20 protein-coding genes are annotated in these 19760 nt (G+C 68.3%); 16 read left to right on the top strand and 4 right to left on the bottom strand.

The window, feature by feature from the left end; all coding sequences use genetic code 11:
- Nucleotides 1–4: 4 nt before the first annotated feature.
- From ACZYYX_RS22525 to ACZYYX_RS22475, 11 genes are all read left to right on the top strand, one after another.
- A complete protein-coding gene (locus ACZYYX_RS22525) occupies nt 5–727 on the top strand; it encodes a FadR/GntR family transcriptional regulator (protein WP_463816847.1) in 723 nt (240 codons plus the stop codon).
- Between the two features lie 70 nt (nt 728–797).
- Nucleotides 798–1643: a class I SAM-dependent methyltransferase gene (locus ACZYYX_RS22520; protein WP_463816846.1), complete on the top strand. Its 846-nt coding sequence runs from the start codon at nt 798–800 to the stop codon at nt 1641–1643.
- A gap of 48 nt (nt 1644–1691) precedes the next feature.
- On the top strand, nt 1692–2012 hold the full coding sequence (locus ACZYYX_RS22515; RefSeq protein WP_335333292.1) for an ArsR/SmtB family transcription factor: 321 nt from the start codon (nt 1692–1694) through the stop codon (nt 2010–2012).
- Nucleotides 2009–2791, top strand: a complete 783-nt coding sequence (locus ACZYYX_RS22510) for a GntR family transcriptional regulator (RefSeq protein WP_463816845.1) — start codon at nt 2009–2011, stop codon at nt 2789–2791. Before ACZYYX_RS22515 ends, ACZYYX_RS22510 begins: the two co-directional genes overlap by 4 nt.
- Before the next feature lie 48 nt (nt 2792–2839).
- On the top strand, nt 2840–3769 hold the full coding sequence (locus tag ACZYYX_RS22505) for a phosphotransferase (protein WP_463816844.1): 930 nt from the start codon (nt 2840–2842) through the stop codon (nt 3767–3769).
- Nucleotide 3770: 1 nt separating this feature from the next.
- Nucleotides 3771–6230 (top strand): GcvT family protein, encoded by a 2460-nt coding sequence (locus ACZYYX_RS22500; RefSeq protein WP_463816843.1) that lies wholly within the window; start codon nt 3771–3773, stop codon nt 6228–6230.
- A gap of 113 nt (nt 6231–6343) precedes the next feature.
- Nucleotides 6344–7030, top strand: a complete 687-nt coding sequence (locus ACZYYX_RS22495; protein WP_463817182.1) for an energy-coupling factor ABC transporter permease — start codon at nt 6344–6346, stop codon at nt 7028–7030.
- Nucleotides 7027–7389 carry a PDGLE domain-containing protein gene (locus ACZYYX_RS22490; protein WP_463816842.1) on the top strand — a complete coding sequence of 121 codons (363 nt, stop codon included), beginning with the start codon at nt 7027–7029 and terminating at the stop codon, nt 7387–7389. Before ACZYYX_RS22495 ends, ACZYYX_RS22490 begins: the two co-directional genes overlap by 4 nt.
- 16 nt (nt 7390–7405) lie before the next feature.
- Nucleotides 7406–8185: a cobalt ECF transporter T component CbiQ gene (gene cbiQ, locus ACZYYX_RS22485; protein WP_463816841.1), complete on the top strand. Its 780-nt coding sequence runs from the start codon at nt 7406–7408 to the stop codon at nt 8183–8185.
- A gap of 11 nt (nt 8186–8196) precedes the next feature.
- A complete protein-coding gene (locus tag ACZYYX_RS22480) occupies nt 8197–8937 on the top strand; it encodes an energy-coupling factor ABC transporter ATP-binding protein (protein ID WP_463817181.1) in 741 nt (246 codons plus the stop codon).
- 213 nt (nt 8938–9150) lie between these two features.
- Entirely contained in the window at nt 9151–9771 is a 621-nt protein-coding gene (locus tag ACZYYX_RS22475; protein WP_463816840.1) for a superoxide dismutase, read from the top strand.
- Here the strand turns inward: ACZYYX_RS22475 and ACZYYX_RS22470 are convergent.
- Nucleotides 9731–11191: a sensor histidine kinase gene (locus tag ACZYYX_RS22470; RefSeq protein WP_463817180.1), complete on the bottom strand. Its 1461-nt coding sequence runs from the start codon at nt 11189–11191 to the stop codon at nt 9731–9733. The two genes, ACZYYX_RS22475 and ACZYYX_RS22470, sit on opposite strands and share 41 nt — an antisense overlap.
- Nucleotides 11192–11253: 62 nt before the next feature.
- Nucleotides 11254–12021, bottom strand: coding sequence for a response regulator transcription factor (locus ACZYYX_RS22465; RefSeq protein ID WP_463816839.1), 768 nt, complete (start codon nt 12019–12021; stop codon nt 11254–11256).
- Nucleotides 12022–12212: 191 nt separating this feature from the next.
- Between ACZYYX_RS22465 and ACZYYX_RS22460 the strand changes: the two genes are divergently transcribed.
- Both ACZYYX_RS22460 and ACZYYX_RS22455 read left to right on the top strand, forming a co-directional pair.
- Nucleotides 12213–12623 (top strand): DoxX family protein, encoded by a 411-nt coding sequence (locus tag ACZYYX_RS22460; protein WP_463816838.1) that lies wholly within the window; start codon nt 12213–12215, stop codon nt 12621–12623.
- A gap of 31 nt (nt 12624–12654) precedes the next feature.
- Nucleotides 12655–13335: a sigma-70 family RNA polymerase sigma factor gene (locus tag ACZYYX_RS22455; protein WP_463816836.1), complete on the top strand. Its 681-nt coding sequence runs from the start codon at nt 12655–12657 to the stop codon at nt 13333–13335.
- Between the two features lie 5 nt (nt 13336–13340).
- Here ACZYYX_RS22455 and mtr read toward each other — a convergent pair whose 3' ends face one another.
- A complete protein-coding gene (mtr, locus tag ACZYYX_RS22450; RefSeq protein WP_463816835.1) occupies nt 13341–14765 on the bottom strand; it encodes a mycothione reductase in 1425 nt (474 codons plus the stop codon).
- Nucleotides 14758–15744: an alpha/beta hydrolase gene (locus ACZYYX_RS22445; RefSeq protein WP_463816834.1), complete on the bottom strand. Its 987-nt coding sequence runs from the start codon at nt 15742–15744 to the stop codon at nt 14758–14760. The genes mtr and ACZYYX_RS22445 overlap by 8 nt, the downstream gene beginning before the upstream one ends.
- A 117-nt stretch (nt 15745–15861) precedes the next feature.
- Between ACZYYX_RS22445 and mqo the strand changes: the two genes are divergently transcribed.
- The 3 genes from mqo to ACZYYX_RS22430 are packed head-to-tail and all read left to right on the top strand — an operon-like array spanning nt 15862 to nt 19749.
- Nucleotides 15862–17418 (top strand): malate dehydrogenase (quinone), encoded by a 1557-nt coding sequence (gene mqo, locus ACZYYX_RS22440; RefSeq protein WP_463816833.1) that lies wholly within the window; start codon nt 15862–15864, stop codon nt 17416–17418.
- 13 nt (nt 17419–17431) lie between these two features.
- Nucleotides 17432–17878: a GNAT family N-acetyltransferase gene (locus tag ACZYYX_RS22435; RefSeq protein WP_463816832.1), complete on the top strand. Its 447-nt coding sequence runs from the start codon at nt 17432–17434 to the stop codon at nt 17876–17878.
- On the top strand, nt 17875–19749 hold the full coding sequence (locus ACZYYX_RS22430; RefSeq protein ID WP_463816831.1) for a magnesium chelatase subunit D family protein: 1875 nt from the start codon (nt 17875–17877) through the stop codon (nt 19747–19749). The genes ACZYYX_RS22435 and ACZYYX_RS22430 overlap by 4 nt, the downstream gene beginning before the upstream one ends.
- The last annotated feature ends 11 nt before the right edge of the window (nt 19750–19760 follow it).

Raw genomic sequence — 19760 nt, 5'->3', positions numbered from 1 at the left:
CCCGATGACGGCCGATGCGGACGACTCCGACCCGAGCGCAGCCCTGCTGCGTCCGGTGCGGCCGCTGAACGCATTCGAGAACACGGTCGAGCGACTCCTGCAGACGATCCGGTTGGGAGTGCTGGCACCGGGTCAGTCACTGCCGCCGGAGCGGGAGCTCGCCGCCCGGCTCGGTGTCAGCCGCGACACCGTGCGGGAGGCGATCAAATCCCTCTCGGACGCCGGGTATCTGGTCTCGCGCCGCGGCCGCTACGGCGGCACCTTCCTGGCCGAGGAGCTGCCGACACCGCGCACCGACGACGTCGAATTGCGCCGCGCCGACATCGACGACGCGCTACGGCTGCGCGAGATCCTCGAGGTGGGGGCGGCGCGCATGGCCGCCGAGCGCACCCTTGGTGTGAGTGAGCGGGAAGCGTTGCGCGGCAGGCTGATCGACGTGCGCGGTGCCGATCCAGCCGATTACCGACGGCTGGACTCCCGCCTGCATCTCGCGATCGCCGAGGCGGCAGGGGTGCCGTCACTGGTGCCGCTGGTGGCGCAGAACCGGATGCGGCTCAACGAACTGCTCGACTGCATCCCGCTGTTGGCGCGCAACATCGCGCACTCCGATGAGCAGCACGAGGCGATCGTCGCGGCGATCCTGGCCGGCGACGTCGGCACCGCCGCCCAGACGATGGCCGCGCACGTCTGGGGTTCGGCGGCCCTGCTGCACGGCTTCCTGGACTGATTCCAGGAGCTTCGAACCGCCGTCGGCCAGGGCGGAAAGTGGGACCATCGCTGCACGGAGGTAACACGCGATGGCCGACACCACCCATGACAGGGCAGCGCAGGACCGAGAGCTCAAAGCCAGACACCGCGCGCTGTGGGCCTCCGGCGACTATCCCGCGGTCGCCGCAGAAATCATCCCGAGCCTCGGCCCGGAGCTCGTCGCGGCCTGCGGCGTCGCCGCCGGTGACCGGGTCCTCGACGTCGCGGCCGGCTCCGGCAACGCCGCGATCCCCGCCGCGGCGACAGGTGCGGTCGTCACCGCGAGCGACCTCACCCCCGAGCTCTTCGATCAGGGGCGGCGCATCGCCGACGAGCGCGGAGTGACGCTCGAGTGGGTGGAAGCCGACGCCGAGTCGCTGCCGTTCGCCGACGACAGCTTCGACATCGTGATGTCCTGTGTCGGTGCGATGTTCGCACCCCACCACCAGGCGACCGCCGACGAACTGGTCCGCGTGGCCCGCCCCGGCGGCAGGATCGGTCTGATCAGCTGGACGCCCGAAGGGTTCATCGGTCACCTGTTCGCGACGATGAAGCCGTACGCGCCGCCACCCCCGCCCGGAGCCGACCCGCCCCCGCTGTGGGGCAGCGAAGAGCACGTCCGCGCGTTGTTCGGTGACCGCGTCAGCGACCTGTCGATGCGGCGGCGCAGCGTGCGCATGGACCACTGCGCCACACCACTGGAGTTCAGGGAGTACTGGAAGCGAAACTACGGGCCGACCATCGCTGCGTACCGCAACACCCGCGAGCATCCCGAGCGCGTCGAGGCCCTCGACCGTGACTTCCTGGAGTTCCTGACCGCGTGGAATCGCAGCGAGGACGAGGACAGCACCGCCTACGACGCGGAGTACCTGCTCGTCACCGCGACGAAGCGCTGACGGCGCGGATGTGGGCCACCGGGGTGGCTCGGAGGCTAGATTGCACGTGTGGAGGATGCCGAACTCGTCGAACGTGCGTCGTCGGCGCTGGCCGAGGTCGACACCGCGGGCTGGGCGCAGCGCTTCGACCTGGTGTCCGACCCGCACCGCCTCGAGATCCTGCTGTGCCTGCATCGCTCGCCGGGAATCGTCGTCAGCGATCTTGCCGCAGCCCTCGGACGTTCGGAGAACGCGGTGTCCCAGGCGCTTCGGGTGCTCCGTCAGCAGGGGTGGGTGAGCAACGAGCGGGTCGGGAGGTCGGTGCGGTACCGACTCGACGACGAGACCGTCCACGATCTGCTGCACTGGATCGGGGCCAGACACGGGTGACACGGGTCCTGAGCATCGACGAGCCGCCGCTGGCGCCGGGGCCGGTGCTCGGTGGCAAGAGCGACGGGCCGGTGCACGCCCGCATCGCGGCCTGGCTTCAAGGGCTCATCGCGTCCGGGCGGCTGGTGCCGGGGGACAAGCTGCCGCCGGAGGTGGAGATCGCCACCGCGCTGGGATGTAGCCGGATGACGTTGCGTCAGGCGCTGGGTGCCGTGGAGAGCAAGGGTCTGATCGACCGCCGGCGCGGCCGATTCGGCGGCAACTTCGTGACGTCGCCCCGTATCGAGTTCGACCACGCGAGCCTGCCCGGTTTCACCGAGCAGATGCGCCGCATCGAGGTCGAACCCGGCGCGCAGGTGCTCGGCGTGCGCACAGGCCCTCCGCAGCCCGACGTGAGCCGGGCACTGGGACTGCGCCGAACCGATCAGGTGCACCAGATCCTGCGGGCCCGAACGGCCAACGGCGAACCGATCGTCTACGAGGAGGCGTATCTGCCTGCCGGGGTGTTTCCGGACCTGCCTGCGGACGACCTGGACGGCTCGCTGTATGCGCTGATGCGCCGGTACGGCCATGGTCCGTCGTCGGCCGACGAGCGGATCGAGGCGACGTCGGCTACTCCGGAGCAGGCCGCGATCCTCGGGGTCGAGCCGACCAGCCCGCTGCTGCTCATCGTGCGAACGTCGTTCTCCGACAACGGTGTTGCGGTCGAGTATTCGCGTGACTACCACCGCTCGGACCGCACCACCATCCGCGTCCGGTCGCGCGCCGACACCACCTGAGACGGTTTAAGTCTAGACCTTTGAAGGGCGACCCCGTACAGTGAAGCGATGTCGTCACCCTTGTCCGACGATCACCTGGACGGGCTGCTCGAGCAGCTTCCGGTGCTCGCGGGCCGGGAGCGGACAACCGAAGACCTCTCCGGCGGCCTGACCAACCGCAACGTGAAGATCACCACCGCCGACGGGATCTACGTCGCGCGCTGCGTGGACACCACGCGCAACCTGCTCGAGATCGACCGGGACTGCGAGCACGCCAACAGCGTGGCCGCGCACCGCGCCGGGGTGGGGGCGCCGGTGCTGGACTACCGGCCGGACCTCGGTGTGCTCCTCCTCGGTTATGTCGAGGGTAAGACGCTGTCCAACAACGACTTCCAACGCCCCGGAGTGATCGTGAAGGCGGCGCGGGCGGTGCGCACACTGCACGAGGGGCCCCGCTTCGTCAACCGGTTCGACATGTTCGAACGCCAGCCGGCGTATCTGGCGACCACCCATCGGCTCGGGTTCGCCATCCCCGCCGACTACCACGACCACGCCGGCGCACTCGCCGCAGCACGGAAGGTGCTTACCGCGGACACCACGCTGGTGCCGTGCAACAACGATCTGCTGGCCGGCAACTTCATCGAGGACGGCGACCGGATTCACCTGATCGACTACGAGTACTCGGGCAACAACGACCCGTGCTTCGAATTGGGCAACATCTGGAGCGAGTGCGGTCTGTCCCTCGACCAGCTCGACGAGCTCGTCACCGCGTACTACGGGTGTCCGCGACCCGAGAAGACGGCGCGGGCCCACCTGCAGGGGATCGTGGCCAAGTACGGCTGGACGCTGTGGGGGTGCATCCAAAATGGTTCCAGTTCACTCGAATTCGACTTCTGGGAGTGGGCGATGGAGCGCTATGAGGCGGCCGTCGCCGAGTTCCGTAATCCCGGCTACCACGAGCTGCTCGACCAGGTAGCAGCCGACGACCGACGAGGATGACATGACCTCCGCGAAGTCCTTGCCCGCGCGCGCCCACGCCGTGATCATCGGTGGGGGAGTGATCGGTACGAGCGTGGCCTACCACCTGACGAAGCTGGGCATGACTGACGTCGTGCTGATCGAACAGGGTCAGCTCTCCAGTGGAACTACCTGGCACGCAGCAGGTTTGGTGGGTCAGCTGCGCGCCTCGGAGGGGATGACGCGGCTCGTGCAGTACTCGACGGCGCTCTACGGCGAGCTCGAGGCCGAGACGGGTCTGTCGGCGGGCTACAAGCAATGCGGTGGCGTCACGGTCGCGCGCACCGAGGACCGGATGGAGCAGCTGCGCCGTACCGCCGCCAACGCCGCGGCCTTCGACCTCGACTGCCGGCTCCTCACTCCCGCAGAAGCCGCGGAGTACTACCCGGTCATGCGTACCGACGATCTGGTCGGTGCGATCTGGCTGCCCGCCGACGGGAAGGCTAACCCGACCGACCTGACGTTCGCGCTAGCCAAGGGGGCGCGGATGCGCGGCGCCCGGATCGTCGAGAAGACCCGGGTGATCGGTGTGACGACCGCAGACGGCGCGGTGACGGGGGTGCGCACCGACGCCGGCGACGTCGAGGCCGAGATCGTCATCAACTGCGCCGGCCAGTGGGCCAAACAGGTCGCCGCGATGGTGGGCGCCAACGTGCCGCTGCATTCGGCCGAGCATTTCTATGTCGTGTCAGAACCGATCGCCGGGGTGCATCCGGACCTGCCGATCCTGCGCGACCCGGACGGCTACACCTATTTCAAGGAAGAGGTCGGTGGACTGGTCATCGGTGGGTTCGAGCCCGAGGCAAAACCGTGGGTGTCCCCCGATGCGATCCCGTATCCATTCGAATTCCAGCTGCTGGACGAGGATTGGGAGCACTTCGAGATCCTGATGAACAGCGCGCTGCTGCGCATCCCGGCGCTCGAGACCACCGGCATCAAGAAGTTCTACAACGGGCCGGAGAGCTTCACCCCGGACAATCAGTTCATCCTCGGCGAAGCGCCGCAGTGTCGAAACTTCTTCGTCGGCGCCGGCTTCAACTCCGTCGGCATCGCGACGGCGGGCGGCGCCGGGCGTGCACTCGCGGAATGGATCGTCGAGGGCGCCCCGACCACCGATCTCACCGGCGTGGACATCCGCCGGTTCGCCCCGTTCAACGGCAACAACCGATGGTTGCACGACAGGGTCGCCGAGGTGCTGGGCATTCACTACGAAATCCCCTGGCCCAATAGGGAAATGACGACAGCCCGACCCTTCCGGCGGTCCCCGGTGCATCATCTGCTCGACGCGGCGGGCGCGAACTTCGGCAGCAAGATGGGGTGGGAGCGCGCCAACTTCTTCGCCCCGGAGGGGCAGGCCCCGGAGATCGAGTACACCTGGGGCAAGCCGAACTGGCTGGCCTGGTCGGCGGCCGAACAGCGCAGCACCCGAAGCGCGGTGACGGTGTTCGACCAGACGTCGTTCTCCAAGTACCTCGTCGTCGGCCGAGACGCAGAAGCCGCCCTGCAGTGGCTGTGTACCGCCGATGTGGGAGTGCCGGTCGGCAGGTCGGTCTACACCGGCATGCTCAACGCGCGCGGCACCTACGAGGCCGACGTCACGGTCACCCGCACCGGCGCCGAGGAATTCCTCGTCGTCAGCGGCGCCGCGAGCACCGAGCGGGACAAAGACCACGTGCGCAGGAATCTGCCGGACGCGCGGATGGACGCTCACATCGTCGACGTCACCTCGGCCTACGCGGTGTTCGGCGTCATGGGTCCGCGCTCACGCGAGCTGTTGGCACAGCTCACCGACGCCGACCTGTCCGACGCCGCCTTCGGATTCGGGACGAGCCGCCTGCTGTCGCTGGGGTATGCGACCGTGCGCGCGACCCGCATCACCTACGTCGGCGAGCTCGGCTGGGAGCTGTACGTGCCTGCCGAGTTCGCCGTCGGTGTCTATGAGGACCTGATGCGCGCCGACCCCGGGGTCGCGCGCGGTGGCTACTACGCCCTCGAGTCACTCCGCCTGGAGAAGGGGTACCGGGCCTTCGGCCGGGAGCTCTCGCCCAGCGAGAACCCCGTGGAGGCCGGCCTGCTGTTCGCCTGCAAGCTCGGCACCGACATCAACTTCCTGGGCCGTGCGGCAGTGGAGAACGCGCGCCGACGGGGGCCGGCGCGCAAACTCGCCGGATTCCGCGTCGACTCGGCCGAACCGATGCTGTGGGGTGGTGAGCTGATCCTGCGCAACGGTGTGGTCGCCGGGCAGGCCACCTCGGCGGCGTGGGGTGAGACGACCGGCGCCTGCGTGGGGCTGGCGTACCTGCGCGCCGGGGGCGGCTCCGTGATCGACGCCGACTGGGTGCGCTCCGGGGACTACGAGATCAGCGTCGGGGCCCGCCGGTATCCGATCTCGGTGTCGTTGCGACCGCTCTACGACCCCGCCGGCGAACGGATCCGAGGCTGAAACACCTACCCGGACGGGTAGGTCGACGAGCCCGAAAGCCTGCTCATCTGATCAGCTAGACAGATGATCAGATGGGTCATACGCTCGCCGATGTGACTGTCCACTACGAGGCGATGCACATGAGCGACGGCATCGTCAACGCCCCGGTCTCCGTACTGTTCGGGGTCCTCGCCCTGGTGGCCCTCGGCATCTGCGCGTGGCGGGCCCGGGAGGAGCTCGACGAGCGCACCGTGCCGCTGGCCGGCCTGGTCGCCGCGTTCATCTTCGCCGTCCAGATGGTCAACTTCCCGATCCTGCCCGGCGTGAGCGGACACCTGCTCGGTGGCGCGCTGGCGGCCATCCTGGTGGGACCGTTCACCGGCGCGCTGTGTGTGGCGATCGTGCTCGTCGTGCAGAGTCTGCTGTTCGCCGACGGTGGCGTCACGGCATTGGGCACGAACATCACCAACATGGCGCTGATCGGGGTTGCCGCGGGCTACGGCACCGCCGTGCTGACCTACCGCCTCGTGCGGCGGATGCGCGGCGAGGTGTCGGTGCCGGTCGTGGGTGGAGTCGCGTTCGTCTCGGCGGTCGTGGGCACCGTGTGCGCCGCGATGGGCTTCGTGCTGGAGTACGCACTGGGCGGCGCGGGATCGTCCTCACTGACCACGGTGGCGAGCTACATGTTCGGCACCCACGTCCTGATCGGCATCGGGGAGGGCATCATCACCGCCCTGACGGTGGTCGCCGTGGTGCGCGCCCGGCCGGACCTGGTCTACCTCCTGCGCTCCACCCGCACACCTGCCGCGGTGGCGGCATGAGCGGCGCGCGCCGCTGGCGCTTCTGGGCCGCCTTCGCTGTGGCGACACTGCTGATCGCCGGCGGGCTCTCCTACCTGGCGAGCTCGAGCCCCGACGGGCTCGACTCGGTCACCATGCAGGGCTGCCAACTCGTCCAGACCCCCGATGGTGAACAGCTGCAGGGTGACTGCATCGCCCAGCACGCCGGCGAGCACGGGCTCGCGCACTCCCCGCTGGCGGACTATTCCATCGGCGGACGCGACGGGACGGGCGGGCTGGCCGGCGTGGCCGGTGTGGCCGTGACGGTGCTCGTCGCCTCCGGCGCCTTCTGGATGATCGCGCGCTCGCGCCGGGTCTCAGCGCCCGCCTCCGAAGACTGACAGCGAGACTGACACCATGGGGGCCGGCCACGCGCATCCGCTGTATCGCGACGGTGACTCGCCGCTGCATCGGCTTCCCGCCGAAGTGAAGATCGTCGCGCTGATGGCGTTCGTGCTCGCGGTCGTCGCCACCCCGCGAGAGATGTTCTGGCCCTTCGGTATCTACGCGCTGATCGTGCTCGTGGTCTGGTCGGTCGCCAGGATCCCGCTGCGGTGGGTGTTGCCGCGGATGCTCATCGAGGCGCCGTTCGTCGTGCTGGCAGTGTTGCTTCCGTTCGCCGAGGGCGGTGAGCAGGTCACCATTGGCGGACTGTCTCTGTCGGTGCCGGGTCTGTACGCGGCGTGGGGCATCGTGATCAAAGGCACGCTGGGGGTGGCCGCCTCGTTGACCGTGGCCGCCACCACGACGGCGCGCGAGTTGCCGGTCGCGTTGAGCCGGCTGCGGGTGCCCGCGGTGATCGTCTCGATGCTGACGCTGATGATTCGCTACATCGACGTGCTCGCCGCCGAGATCCGGCGGATGCGGCTGGCCCGGGTGTCGCGGGGGGACTCGCCGCGCATGCTGCACCAGATCGGCGCGACCGCTGCCGGCGTCGGAGCGTTGTTCCTGCGGTCCTATGAGCGTGGTGAGCGGGTGTATCTGGCCATGCTGTCGCGTGGCTTCGACGGGCGGGTACCGCCGCTGGCTCTCGGCGCAGGCTGTCCCGCCGCCGCGTCGTCTCGGCAGTGGGTGCTCGCGCTGCTGCCCGCCTCGGTCGCGGTGCTGGTCGCCATGTCAGCGTGGGTGATCCGGTGAGCTCGAATTCGATGAGCACCGCTGCGGTCCACGTCGAGGACCTGCACTACACCTATCCCGATGGACACGCCGCGCTGGCCGGTGTCGACCTCGATGTCGCGCCGGGGGAGAGGATCGCCCTCCTCGGACCCAACGGGGCGGGCAAGACCACGCTGATGCTGCACCTCAACGGGGTGCTCAGCGCATCGCAGGGCCGCGTCGATATCGGTGGAACACCGGTGGTGCGCAGCACGTTGCGCGAGATCAGACGTCGCGTGGGGTTGGTGTTCCAGGACCCCGACGACCAGCTGTTCATGCCGACGCTTGCCCAGGACGTCGCGTTCGGTCCGGCGAACTTCGGCCTGCGCGGCGCCGAGCTCGAGGCACGGGTGGCCAGCGCACTGGAGGCCGTCTCGATGTCCGAACTGGCCGCCCGCAGCCCGGCCCACATGTCCGGTGGGCAGCGCCGACGGGCCGCATTGGCGACCGTATTGGCTTGCGAGCCAGAAGTTTTGGTCCTCGACGAGCCCTCTGCGAATCTCGACCCGGTGGCTCGACGTGAGTTGGCCGAGACACTGGCCGGGCTCGAGGCCACGATGATGATCGTCACCCACGATCTGCCCTATGCCGCGCAGTTGTGCACCCGCGCGGTGATCATGGACCACGGCTCGGTGGTGGCCGACGGACCGATCGGCGAGGTGCTCTCCGACACTGCACTGCTCGCGGCGCATCGACTCGAACTGCCCTGGGGCTTCGCCGTTCACACTCCGTGAGCCGTTCACACTCCGTGAACCGTTCAGACTCTTTGAACCTGTTCTCGATCAACAGTTTTCGCCATGTATGGCGCGGGCCTGCCGCGGCAATGCGGTGATGTGCTGCATCGACGACTGCCGCGGCCGGGCCCGCACTGCAACGATAACACAAAAGTGCTCATCTGAACAGGTGGACAGATATAGTCGAGGTCCGTAACCGACGAGAGGATGTGCATGGCTGACTACACGCTGCCCGACCTGGGCTACGACTACGGCGCGCTCGAACCCCATATCTCCGGGCAGATCAACGAGATTCACCACAGCAAGCACCACGCGACCTATGTCAAGGGCGTCAACGACGCGATCGCGGCACTCGAGGAGGCGCGTGGCGCCGGCGACCACAGTGCGATCTTTCTCCACGAGAAGAACCTCGCGTTCCACCTCGGAGGGCATGTCAACCACACGATCTGGTGGAAGAACCTGTCGCCGGACGGCGGAGACAAGCCGGTCGGAGAGTTGGCCGCGGCACTCGACGACCAGTTCGGCTCCTTCGACGCGTTCCGCGCCCAGTTCACCGCGGCGGCCAACGGGTTACAGGGCTCGGGATGGGCTGTGCTGGGCTACGACACGCTGGGTAGCAGGCTGCTGACGTTTCAGCTGTTCGACCAGCAGGGCAATGTGCCGCTGGGTGTGGTCCCACTGCTGCAGGTCGACATGTGGGAGCACGCCTACTATCTGCAGTACCGCAACGTCAAAGCCGACTACGTGAAGGCCTTCTGGAACGTGGTCAACTGGGCCGACGTGCAGCGGCGGTTCACCGCCGCGACGACGCAGGCGCAGGGTCTGGCGAACTGAGCGGCACGGCTGTCGGCAGACGAACCGAAAAGGTCGTTGTCTCAGAACCGGATTCGGCTTTGATGCTGCCGCCGTGGGATTCGACGATGGATGCGGCGATCGACAAACCCAACCCGAAGCTGCCGGTCTCCCGAGACCGGGACGTGTCGGCGCGGACGAACCGGCCGAACAGATGCGGCAGCAGGGCGGCGTCGATGCCGGGCCCGTCGTCGACGACCGTCAACTCGACGAAGGGTTCACCCGCGTCGCCGATCCCGGGTCCGATCGACGTGGTCACGGTGGTGCCTGCCGGCGTGTGAACTCGGGCGTTGGACAGCAGGTTGGCCAGCGCCTGGTGCAGCTGGGCGCGGTCGGCCCGCACCCAGACCGGATCGTCGGGCACCCTGGTCAGCCAGTGGTGCGCCGGAGCTGACACCGCGGCATCGTTGACCGCGTCGACCACGAGCTCGGTCAGGTCGATATCGGTGATCTGGAGATCCTGCCCTTCGTCCAGGCGAGCCAGCAGCAGCAGATCGCTCACCAGATCGCTCATTCGCCCCGCCTCGGATTCGATGCGGGCCAGCGAGTACTCCGTGGTCTCCGGCAGGACCTCACTGTCTTGGCGGGTCAGCTCGGCGTAGCCGTGGATCGCCGCGAGCGGGGTGCGGAGCTCGTGGCTGGCATCGGTGATGAACTGGCGCATCCGCCGATTGGACGCGGCGACGTCGCCGAGGGAGCGCTCGACGTGGTCGAGGAGACGGTTCAGGGTCACCCCGACCATCCCGACCTCGGTTCGCGGATCGGTGTCGCCGACCTCGACGCGCGGCGTGATCGTGTGGTTGTCACCGTCGAGGGGCAATTCGGCCACCGCGGCCGCGGTTGCCGCGACCCGGCGCAGCGGGCGCAGCGCGAAGCGCACGATGGCGATCGTGCACAGCGCGGTGACCAGCACGGCGAGGGCGACCATCCCGGACACCACCGCCGACTCCTGGATCATCGCGTCCCAGGCCGGCGCGCGCGAGACGCCGGTCACCAGGATTTCGCCGGCCCCACCCGGTTGACCGGTCATCCGGTACCAGCCCAGTCCGGGCAGCTCGACGGTGCGGGGCGCTGGATCGCTCCACGAGAGGTTGGCAATTGCTGCGGTGGCCTCAGGTGGTGCGGGCTGCGCGTCACCGTCACCGAACAACGCCGAGTCGACGACGGCGCCGCCCCGAAGCAGCGCGACGACGTTGCCGGGGGCCTGGCCGATCAGGCGGGTCAGCGGCTTCATCGACCCGGGGGGCGGGAGTTCACCGTCGGGCCCCACGGTGCTGCGGTACTTCTCGACCGATTGCACAGAGGCGTTGGCGGCCCCGGCCAGCTGCGCGTCGATGATGCCCAGCACCGACCCCCGCAGGCTCACCACCGATGCCGTGCCCACCGCGACCAGCACGGCCATCACCACGACGGACACCCCGACCGTGAGCTGTCGCAGCAGACTCCAACGTCGCCAGGCATTCCTCACGAGGCGGGCCGCAGCAGATAGCCGACGCCGCGCACGGTGTGGATCATGGGTTCGTGGTCTGCATCGATCTTCTTGCGCAGATAGGAGACGTAGAGGTCGACGATGCTCGAGCGGCCGCCGAAGTCGTAGTTCCACACCTGTCGCAGAATGTCGCTGCGGGACAAAGCTTTGCGTTGGTTGCGCATCAGCAGCCGCAGCAGTTCGAACTCGGTGGAGGTCAAGCTCACCGGCTCGCCGGCGCGGGTCACCTCGCGGCTGGCGGCGTCGAGGGTCAGATCGCCGACCGTCAGGATCTCGTCGTCCGGTGGCGCGAGGTGGGCCGAGCGGCGCAGCAGGCCGCGCAGGCGCGCGACGAGCTCCTCGAGCGAGAACGGCTTGGTCATGTAGTCGTCGCCGCCGGCGGTCAGACCGGTGACCCGATCGTGCACCGAGTCGCGGGCGGTCAAAAACAGTGTGGGGATGTAGGGCCCGCTGCTGCGCAGCTCGCCGAGCACGCTGACCCCGTCCATGTCGGGCAGCATGATGTCGAGCACCAGGAGGTCGGGGGACTGGGTGCGGAACTTCTCCACCGCCTCCGCGGCGTCGTGAGCCACCTCGATGTCCCAGCCTTCGTACTTCAGAGCCATACGGACCAGATTGGTCAGGGCGCGCTCATCGTCGACGAGCAGCACGCGGATCGGGGACCCGTCGGGGCGCGACAAGCGCGGCAGCTTGCCCAGGATCGCGCGGCGCGGCCCGCTGCCCTCGAGCGGTGCAGACGTCATCGGTCCATTGTCGCGGGAATCCGACGGAAGGCATCACGGTTCATAGAGTCCTCATAACTTCCTCGCCACCTATGAATCGCCTATGAGTCCGGTGCCGCGGTCCGCCGGGGCGTTGACGATGACAGTGGCCGCCAATGGTCGCCGGCCGAGTCATGCAATCGCGCCCAATCACAGGGGAGGACTTCATCACCATGAGCACCAACACGCTCGAAACCCGGATCACCAACCAGTCCGCGGTGGCCTTCGGGGCCTTTCGAATCGTCGTCGCGCTCCTGTTCGCCATGCACGGCGTGGCGAAGCTGTTCGGATGGCCACAAGGCCAACCCGTTCCGCTGGGTACCTGGCCGGCGTGGTGGGCCGGCGTTCTGGAAGTGGTGCTCGGCAGCCTCATCGCACTCGGGTTGTTCACCCGCGCTGCGGCATTCGTCGCTTCGGGGATGATGGCGGTCGCGTACTTCTGGATGCACTTCCCCGACGCCTTCTGGCCGTTGGTCAACGGCGGAGAGACGGCGGTGCTGTACTGCTTCATCTTCCTGCTCTTCGTCGCCACCGGACCCGGCGCGCTGACGGTGCAGCAGCGTCGCGTGTCGTCCGAAAGCTGATCTGTCAGAGCGTCTTTCATACCCGATACACATGTTGTGTGTTCGCTATGAACACCTGGCGGTACGGCGGGCGGCTCCTAGATTGGACATCAGGAGGCCGGAATCATCTGGCCGGCAATCGATGTGGAGGACCACGGTGATGACGACAGACCCGCACCTTGAGCGCTTCGAGCGCGACGCTCTGCCCCTGCTCGACACCCTCTACCGGGCGGCTCGCCGTCACACCGCCACCACCGCCGACGCCGAAGACCTGGTTCAGGAGACGATGCTGAAGGCCTACGCGGCGTTTCACCACTATCAGGACGGCACCAACATCCGCGCCTGGTTGCTGCGCATCCTCACCAACACCTGGATCTCGTCCTATCGCAGGGCGCAGAGCCGGCCGGCGGAGCTGCTCTCCGAGAGCGTCACCGACGCGCAGGTCGCAGCGCAGGCGGCCCACTCGTCGACGGGGTTGCCGTCAGCCGAACTCGCGGCCCTGACGGCGCTCGGCGACGACGAGGTACGCCACGCACTCGGTCAGCTCCGCGAAGACCAGCGGTTGGCCGTGTATTACGCCGACGTGGAGGGGCTGCCGCACCGGGAGATCGCCGAGATCCTCGACATCCCGGTGGGCACGGTGATGTCGCGGGTGTACCGGGGGCGCAACACACTGCGCCGGCTGCTCGTCGACGTCGCAGCCGATCGCGGATACCTGCGTGCAGCCGCGTGAGCTGGCTAGTGTCTCCTCGACGGCGGCCACGGCGGCTCACCGCACAGGGCTAGCAGCGCGTTCTCGATCACCTCGGGCAACCCCGGGTGAATCCAGTACTGGCTGCGAGCCACGTCCTGGGCCGGCAGGTCGAAGGCCATCGCGCCGATGATCGGCTGGATGATCGAGGACGCCTGGTGTCCCATGATGTGTGCACCGAGCAACAGTCCGCTGTCGTCGTCGACGATGAGCTTCGCGAAGCCGGTGGAGTCCTCCATCGCCCAGCCGTAGGCGACGTCACCGTAGTCCTGCACCTTGGATCGGATGCGGTAACCCGCTGCGCGCGCCTCGTTTTCGGTCAATCCGACGCTGGCGATCTGGGGATCGGTGAACACCGCAGACGGCACGTTGCGGTGATTGACCGGCATCAGGTTCTCGGTGTCGTCCCAGTCCTGCAGCAGGTTGTGCTTCACCACCCTGGCCTCGTGGTTGGCGACGTGCTTGAGCTGGAACGGCGAGCTCACGTCGCCGAGGGCGAAGATGTTGCGGGCGGTGGTGCGCTGGTACTCATCGACGGTGACGCGCCCGTCGACCACGTCCACACCGGCGTGATGCGCGTCGAGGAGGTCGCCGTTGGGCACCCGGCCCGTCGCGATCAGCAGGGTGTCCGCGTGCACCGTGGCGCCGTCGTCGAGCGTCAGCGTCACCCCGGAGTCGTCCGAGGATCCGTGCGCGATGTTGCGGCGGCTGCGGATCTCCCACTTCTTTCCCGCGAGATCGGTGAACCGCTCACAGATCGTGTCGTCGCAGTGCGTCAGCATCGTCGTGCCGCGCAGCACGATCGTCACCCGCGACCCCAGCGATGAGAAGATGTGCGCGAATTCGGCTGCGACATAACCGCCTCCGACGATCACGATGTGTTCGGGCAGCTCGGAGATCCGCATGATGGTGTCGCTGGTGTGGTAGGCCACCCCGCACTCGGTGATCGCCGGTGGCACGGTGGCCCGGGCGCCCGCGGCGATCACCACCTGCTCGGCGGTGAACTCGTCACCGTCGTCGGTGCGCAGCCGATAGCCATCGGGATCGGTGCGGCCGCCTGTGGATTCGGCGAATCGGGTGTGGCTGCTGAACACCTCGACGTTCGGGGACGACCGCCGGTACTGCTCGCCGCCGGCCGACAACGGATCGATGCGGCCGAACACACGGGAGACGATGTCGGGCCAGCGCACCCCCTCCACGTGTGCGTCGATGCCGAATGTCGATGCCTGCTTGATCTGTTCGGCCACCTCGGCGGCGTAGACGAACATCTTGGTGGGAATGCAGCCGACATTGAGGCAGGTTCCGCCGAACATGTTCTGCTCGCAGATCGCAACCTTCTTGTCGACGTAGCGGTCGTCGATGATGCTGTTGCCCGAGCCGGTGCCGATGATCGCGATGTCGAAGTCAGCCATGGGTTTCTCCCTCTTCTGAGTGCCAGTCGAGCCAGCGATCCAACTCGCGATAGGCCACGCGCCGGGGTTCGGGCAGCGACAGGAACACGTCGTGCTTGGCGTCGGCGATCGGCACCACCGTGCTGCGGTTGCCGACACAGCCGGCCCAGCGGGCGATCTGGGCGACGTCGAGCACCGCGTCGCCGCGTTGGATGAGCTCGGTGTCGGGAACCTCGCGCACGCTGCGGTCCGACCGCAGGATCAGGTTGGGCACGCCGACGTCGAGTCCGCGGTGCAGCTGTGCCTGTCCGCGGCGGATCGCTCGAATCCAGCCGAGAGTCACCGGGAATCCGCCGACGGGTTTCCACGTCAGGTCGTAGTCGAAGTCGCCGGCATAGTCGCGGTGCAGCGTGGTCCCGTAGCCGCCCTCGGTGGGGCGCCGGACCACGGTTCGCGTGCGCCATCGTCCCAACGTGCGAAGTGCTGCCGTGGTCGGAGGAGAGCGCAGGATCGCGGGTCCCTGAAGGTCGAACCAGGGGCTGTTGAGCAGCAGCCCCGAGACGACCGGCGGCGCGCCACGGCGGCGGCGCCGGTCGAGCCACAGCGAGACCACCAGCCCACCGGCCGAATGGCCGGAGATCAGAACGGTGGCCGAGGTCTCGTCGACGATCGTGGTCAGTGCACGCTCGAGCTCGGTGTCGTAGCGGGCGAGGTCGGTGGTGAAGTGCGGGGTCTGGCCCTGCCGGTGCGAGCGGCCACATTTGTGCAGGTCGATGGCATAGAACGCGATGCTGCGGGCGGCCAGGTGGTCGGCGAACTCGGTGTTGAAGAAGTAGTCGGTGAAACCGTGCACCATCAGCACGGCCTGGCGTGCCGCCGGATCGGCGGCACCTCGGCGTACCAGGGTGGCTTCCAGATCGCCCTCTCCGTCGGGGTCGGGACCCAGCGCGAAGGTGGTCTGCCAGTACCCGGACAGAACGTCGGGCTGCCATCCGGACACGACAGCCACCATAGTGGGCGAGGTGGTCGGAGGGTTGCGGCTGCGCGCGGCGGGATAACCTGAACGCAGGTAAGCCGTGAGCAACGGGGACGCGACCACGAAGGGCCGATCGAGTTGGTGTCTGAAGCGGAGAAGACCGACGTCCTGCTGGTTGGAGCAGGGATCATGAGCGCGACCCTGTCGGCGCTGCTGCGGTTGGTGGAACCGAATTGGTCGATCACGCTCGTCGAGCGCCTCGACGGCGCGGCGGCCGAGAGCAGCGACCCGTGGAACAACGCCGGTACCGGCCACTCTGCGCTGTGTGAGTTGAACTACACCCCGGCGCGTCCGGACGGCAGCATCGACATCAGCAAGGCCGTCAACGTCAACGAGCAGTTCCAGGTGTCGCGCCAGTTCTGGACCTACGCCGTCGAGAACGGCGTGATCCCCGACGTGCGCAGCTTCCTCAATCCCATCCCGCACGTCAGCTTCGTGCAGGGCGAGGACAACGTGAAGTACCTGAAGGCCCGGCACGACGCACTGGTGAGCAACCCGCTGTTCTCGACGATGGAGTTCATCGACGACCGCGACGAGTTCGTGCGCAGGCTGCCGTTGATGGCCGAGCGGCGCGACTTCTCCGAGCCCGTCGGCCTGAACTGGACCCAGGACGGTACCGACGTCGACTTCGGCTCGCTGTCTCGGCAGCTGATCGGCTTCGGCGCCAAGAAGGGCATGTCGACGCTGTTCGGCCACAGCGTCACCGACCTCGACCAGGGCTCGGACGGGCGGTGGACGGTCAAGGTCGTCAACCGCCGCACCGGCCAGAAGCGGAAGTTCAACGCGGGCTTCGTGTTCGTCGGCGCCGGCGGTGGCGCGTTGCCGCTGCTGCAGAAGGCGGGCATCAAGGAGGCCAAGGGCTTCGGCGGATTCCCGGTCGGCGGTCAGTGGCTGCGCAGCGGCAACGCCGACCTCACCGCGCGCCACCAGGCCAAGGTGTACGGACTGCCGCCTCTGGGTGCACCGCCGATGTCGGTGCCGCACTTGGACACCCGGGTGATCAACGGCCGCTCATGGCTGCTGTTCGGGCCGTTCGCCGGCTGGTCCCCGAAGTTCCTCAAGCAGGGCAAGATCACAGATCTGCCGCTGTCGGTCAAACCGGACAACCTGGTCTCGATGCTCGGGGTCGGGCTCACCGAGATGGGCTTGCTGCGCTACCTGATCGGTCAGCTGCTGCTCAGCGAATCGGCACGTGTCGACGCACTGCGGGAGTTCGCGCCGAGCGCCAAGAATTCGGACTGGGAACTCGACATCGCGGGACAGCGGGTGCAGGTGATCCGCAAGGCCAAGGGCAAGGGCGGGGTGCTCGAGTTCGGCACCACCGTGCTCTCGGCGGCCGACGGCAGCATCGCCGGCTTGCTCGGCGCGTCGCCGGGGGCGTCCACTGCGGTGCCCGCGATGCTCGAGGTGATGTCGCGGTGCTTCGGCGACCGCTACCAGGCATGGCTGCCCACGATCAAGGCCATGGTCCCGTCGCTGGGCACCCAACTGTCCACCGAACCCAAGCTGTTCGAAGAGATCTGGGCGCGCGGCACCAAGGTGCTCAAGCTCGACAAGCCCGCGGGTGCACTGCCCGAGACCGCACCCGATGTGTCGTCGGCGGGTACCGAGCATTCCCCGACCGCGGCGACCGTGTGACGGTCCGGTGCCGATGACCGCGGCGTTGCGACGGAGCTGGGCCAAGGATCTCGACGCCGCCACGCTCTACGAGCTCCTCAAGCTGCGGGTGGAGGTGTTCGTCGTGGAGCAGGCGACGCCCTATCCCGAGCTCGACGGCCGTGACTTGCTCAGCGAGACGCGCCATTTTTGGTTGGAAAACACCGAGGGGCAAGTGATTTCGACGTTGCGCCTGATGGAGGAACATCCGGCCGGGCACAAGGCCTTCCGCATCGGGCGGGTGTGCACCAAACGCTCCGATCGCGGACACGGGCACACTGCGCGGTTGCTGACCGCAGCGCTGGCCGAGGTCGGCGACTATCCCTGTCACATCAACGCCCAGACGTATCTGGAGGAGATGTACGGCAGGCACGGATTCGTCCGCGACGGAGACGAATTCCTCGACGACGGGATTCCCCACGTTCCGATGGTCAAGCCGTGACAGAACAGCTCTACCCGTTCAGCGCACTGGTCGGCCACGATCGCCTGAAGCTGGCGCTGGTGTTGTGCGCGGTACGCCCCGACATCGGCGGCGTGCTGATCCGCGGCGAGAAGGGCACCGCGAAATCGACTGCGGTGCGGGGTCTGGCGCAGGTGCTGACGCAGTCATTCCGCGCCGCGGGCGGCGACAGTGCCCATCCGGGTGGACATCTCGTCGAGCTGCCGATCGGGGCGACCGAAGACCGGGTGGTGGGGTCGCTGGACCTGCAGAAGGTGCTGCGCGACGGTGAGCACGCCTTCTCGCCGGGACTGCTGGCCCGGGCGCACCGTGGTGTGCTCTACGTCGACGAGGTCAACCTGCTGCACGATCACCTCGTCGACGTCCTGCTCGACGCGGCCGCGATGGGCCGGGTGCATGTCGAACGCGACGGGGTCTCCCACAGCCACGAGGCGCGCTTCGTGTTGATCGGCACGATGAATCCCGAAGAGGGAGAACTGCGCCCGCAGCTGCTCGACCGGTTCGGGCTGACCGTCGACGTCATGGCCTCCCGCGACGTCGACGTCCGCGCAGAGGTGATCCGTCAGCGGCTGGCCTACGAAGCCGACCCCGCCTCCTTCGCCGCGCGCTACGCCGACGCCGACACCGAGCTGGCCCGCCACATCGCCGACGCGCGGACCCGAGTGGGCGATGTGGTGTTGCCCGACAGCGAACTACGGCGCATCGCCGCACTCTGCGCGGCATTCGACGTCGACGGGATGCGCGCCGACCTGGTGGTGGCGCGCACCGCGGTGGCCCACGCCGCGTGGCGCGGCGCGGCCGAGGTCGCCGAGCAGGACGTGCGCGTGGCGGCGGAACTGGCGCTGCCGCATCGCCGCCGTCGCGATCCGTTCGACGACCCCGGGCTCGACGAGGGTCGGCTCGACGACGCGATGGCTCAGGCCGGCGAGGCCGCCGCGGAGTCCCGACCCGAGCCGGATCCCGACCCGCCCGGCGGCGGGCAGAACTCGTCGTCCGACGGCGCCGAAGACGCTGCGCCGCAAGCGGGTTCACCGCCACCGACCCGGCCCAGCGCGGCGCCCTCGGCAGCGTTCCGGACCAAGGCACTGGTGGTTCCCGGTGTCGGTGACGGTGCGCCCGGGCGTCGTTCGCGGGCCCGCAACCGCACCGGAACGGTCGTCGCCGCGACCACCGACCCGCAAGCCGGCCACGGTATGCACGTGTTCGGCACGCTGCTCGCGGCCGCCGGTCGCCACCGCGGGCAGGGCCGGCTGCGACCCGGCCCCGACGATCTGCGGCGCGCGGTGCGTGAGGGCCGCGAGGGCAACCTGGTGATCTTCGTCGTCGACGCGTCGGGCTCGATGGCCGCGCGCGACAGGATGTCGGCGGTCAGCGGCGCCACGCTGTCGCTGCTGCGTGACGCCTACCAGCGTCGTGACAAGGTCGCCGTCATCACGTTCCGCGGCCAGGATGCCCGGGTGCTGCTGCCGCCGACGTCGTCGGTCTACGTGGCCAGCACGCGGCTCGCGCGATTCGACACCGGGGGGCGGACGCCGCTGGCGCAGGGGTTGCTCGCCGCGCGCGACATGGTGGTCCGGGAACGGACGCGGGACCGGGCGCGCCGCAGCCTGGTGGTGGTACTCACCGACGGGCGGGCGACCGGCGGTCCCGATCCGCTGGGCCGTACGGCCACAGCAGCAGCACGATTGGTGGCCGAGGGCGCGTCTGCCGTCGTGGTGGACTGCGAAACCTCCTACGTTCGTTTGGGTTTGGCCGAAGATCTGGCGCGGCGGCTGCTGGCGCCGGCGGTGCGGCTGGATCAGTTGCGCGCCGACGCATTGACCGCTGTGGTCAAGACACAGGCCGCGGCCTGAGAAGGGAATGC

The organism is Mycobacterium sp. IDUB_1 (genome assembly GCF_055419625.1).
Note: the sequence above shows the minus strand (reverse complement) of the source record. Positions and strands in the feature narration are given on the sequence as shown.

Excerpts from the sequence above, each read along its gene's own strand:
- ACZYYX_RS22525 (WP_463816847.1), top strand. The coding sequence starts at position 5 with ATGACGGCCGATGCGGACGACTCCGACCCGAGCGCAGCCCTGCTGCGT.
- ACZYYX_RS22520 (WP_463816846.1), top strand. The coding sequence starts at position 798 with ATGGCCGACACCACCCATGACAGGGCAGCGCAGGACCGAGAGCTCAAA.
- ACZYYX_RS22505 (WP_463816844.1), top strand. The coding sequence starts at position 2,840 with ATGTCGTCACCCTTGTCCGACGATCACCTGGACGGGCTGCTCGAGCAG.
- ACZYYX_RS22500 (WP_463816843.1), top strand. The coding sequence starts at position 3,771 with ATGACCTCCGCGAAGTCCTTGCCCGCGCGCGCCCACGCCGTGATCATC.
- ACZYYX_RS22495 (WP_463817182.1), top strand. The coding sequence starts at position 6,344 with ATGCACATGAGCGACGGCATCGTCAACGCCCCGGTCTCCGTACTGTTC.
- ACZYYX_RS22490 (WP_463816842.1), top strand. The coding sequence starts at position 7,027 with ATGAGCGGCGCGCGCCGCTGGCGCTTCTGGGCCGCCTTCGCTGTGGCG.
- cbiQ (WP_463816841.1), top strand. The coding sequence starts at position 7,406 with ATGGGGGCCGGCCACGCGCATCCGCTGTATCGCGACGGTGACTCGCCG.
- ACZYYX_RS22480 (WP_463817181.1), top strand. The coding sequence starts at position 8,197 with ATGAGCACCGCTGCGGTCCACGTCGAGGACCTGCACTACACCTATCCC.
- ACZYYX_RS22475 (WP_463816840.1), top strand. The coding sequence starts at position 9,151 with ATGGCTGACTACACGCTGCCCGACCTGGGCTACGACTACGGCGCGCTC.
- ACZYYX_RS22470 (WP_463817180.1), bottom strand. The coding sequence starts at position 11,191 with ATGGCCGTGCTGGTCGCGGTGGGCACGGCATCGGTGGTGAGCCTGCGG.
- ACZYYX_RS22465 (WP_463816839.1), bottom strand. The coding sequence starts at position 12,021 with ATGACGTCTGCACCGCTCGAGGGCAGCGGGCCGCGCCGCGCGATCCTG.
- ACZYYX_RS22460 (WP_463816838.1), top strand. The coding sequence starts at position 12,213 with ATGAGCACCAACACGCTCGAAACCCGGATCACCAACCAGTCCGCGGTG.
- ACZYYX_RS22455 (WP_463816836.1), top strand. The coding sequence starts at position 12,655 with ATGTTGTGTGTTCGCTATGAACACCTGGCGGTACGGCGGGCGGCTCCT.
- mtr (WP_463816835.1), bottom strand. The coding sequence starts at position 14,765 with ATGGCTGACTTCGACATCGCGATCATCGGCACCGGCTCGGGCAACAGC.
- ACZYYX_RS22435 (WP_463816832.1), top strand. The coding sequence starts at position 17,432 with ATGACCGCGGCGTTGCGACGGAGCTGGGCCAAGGATCTCGACGCCGCC.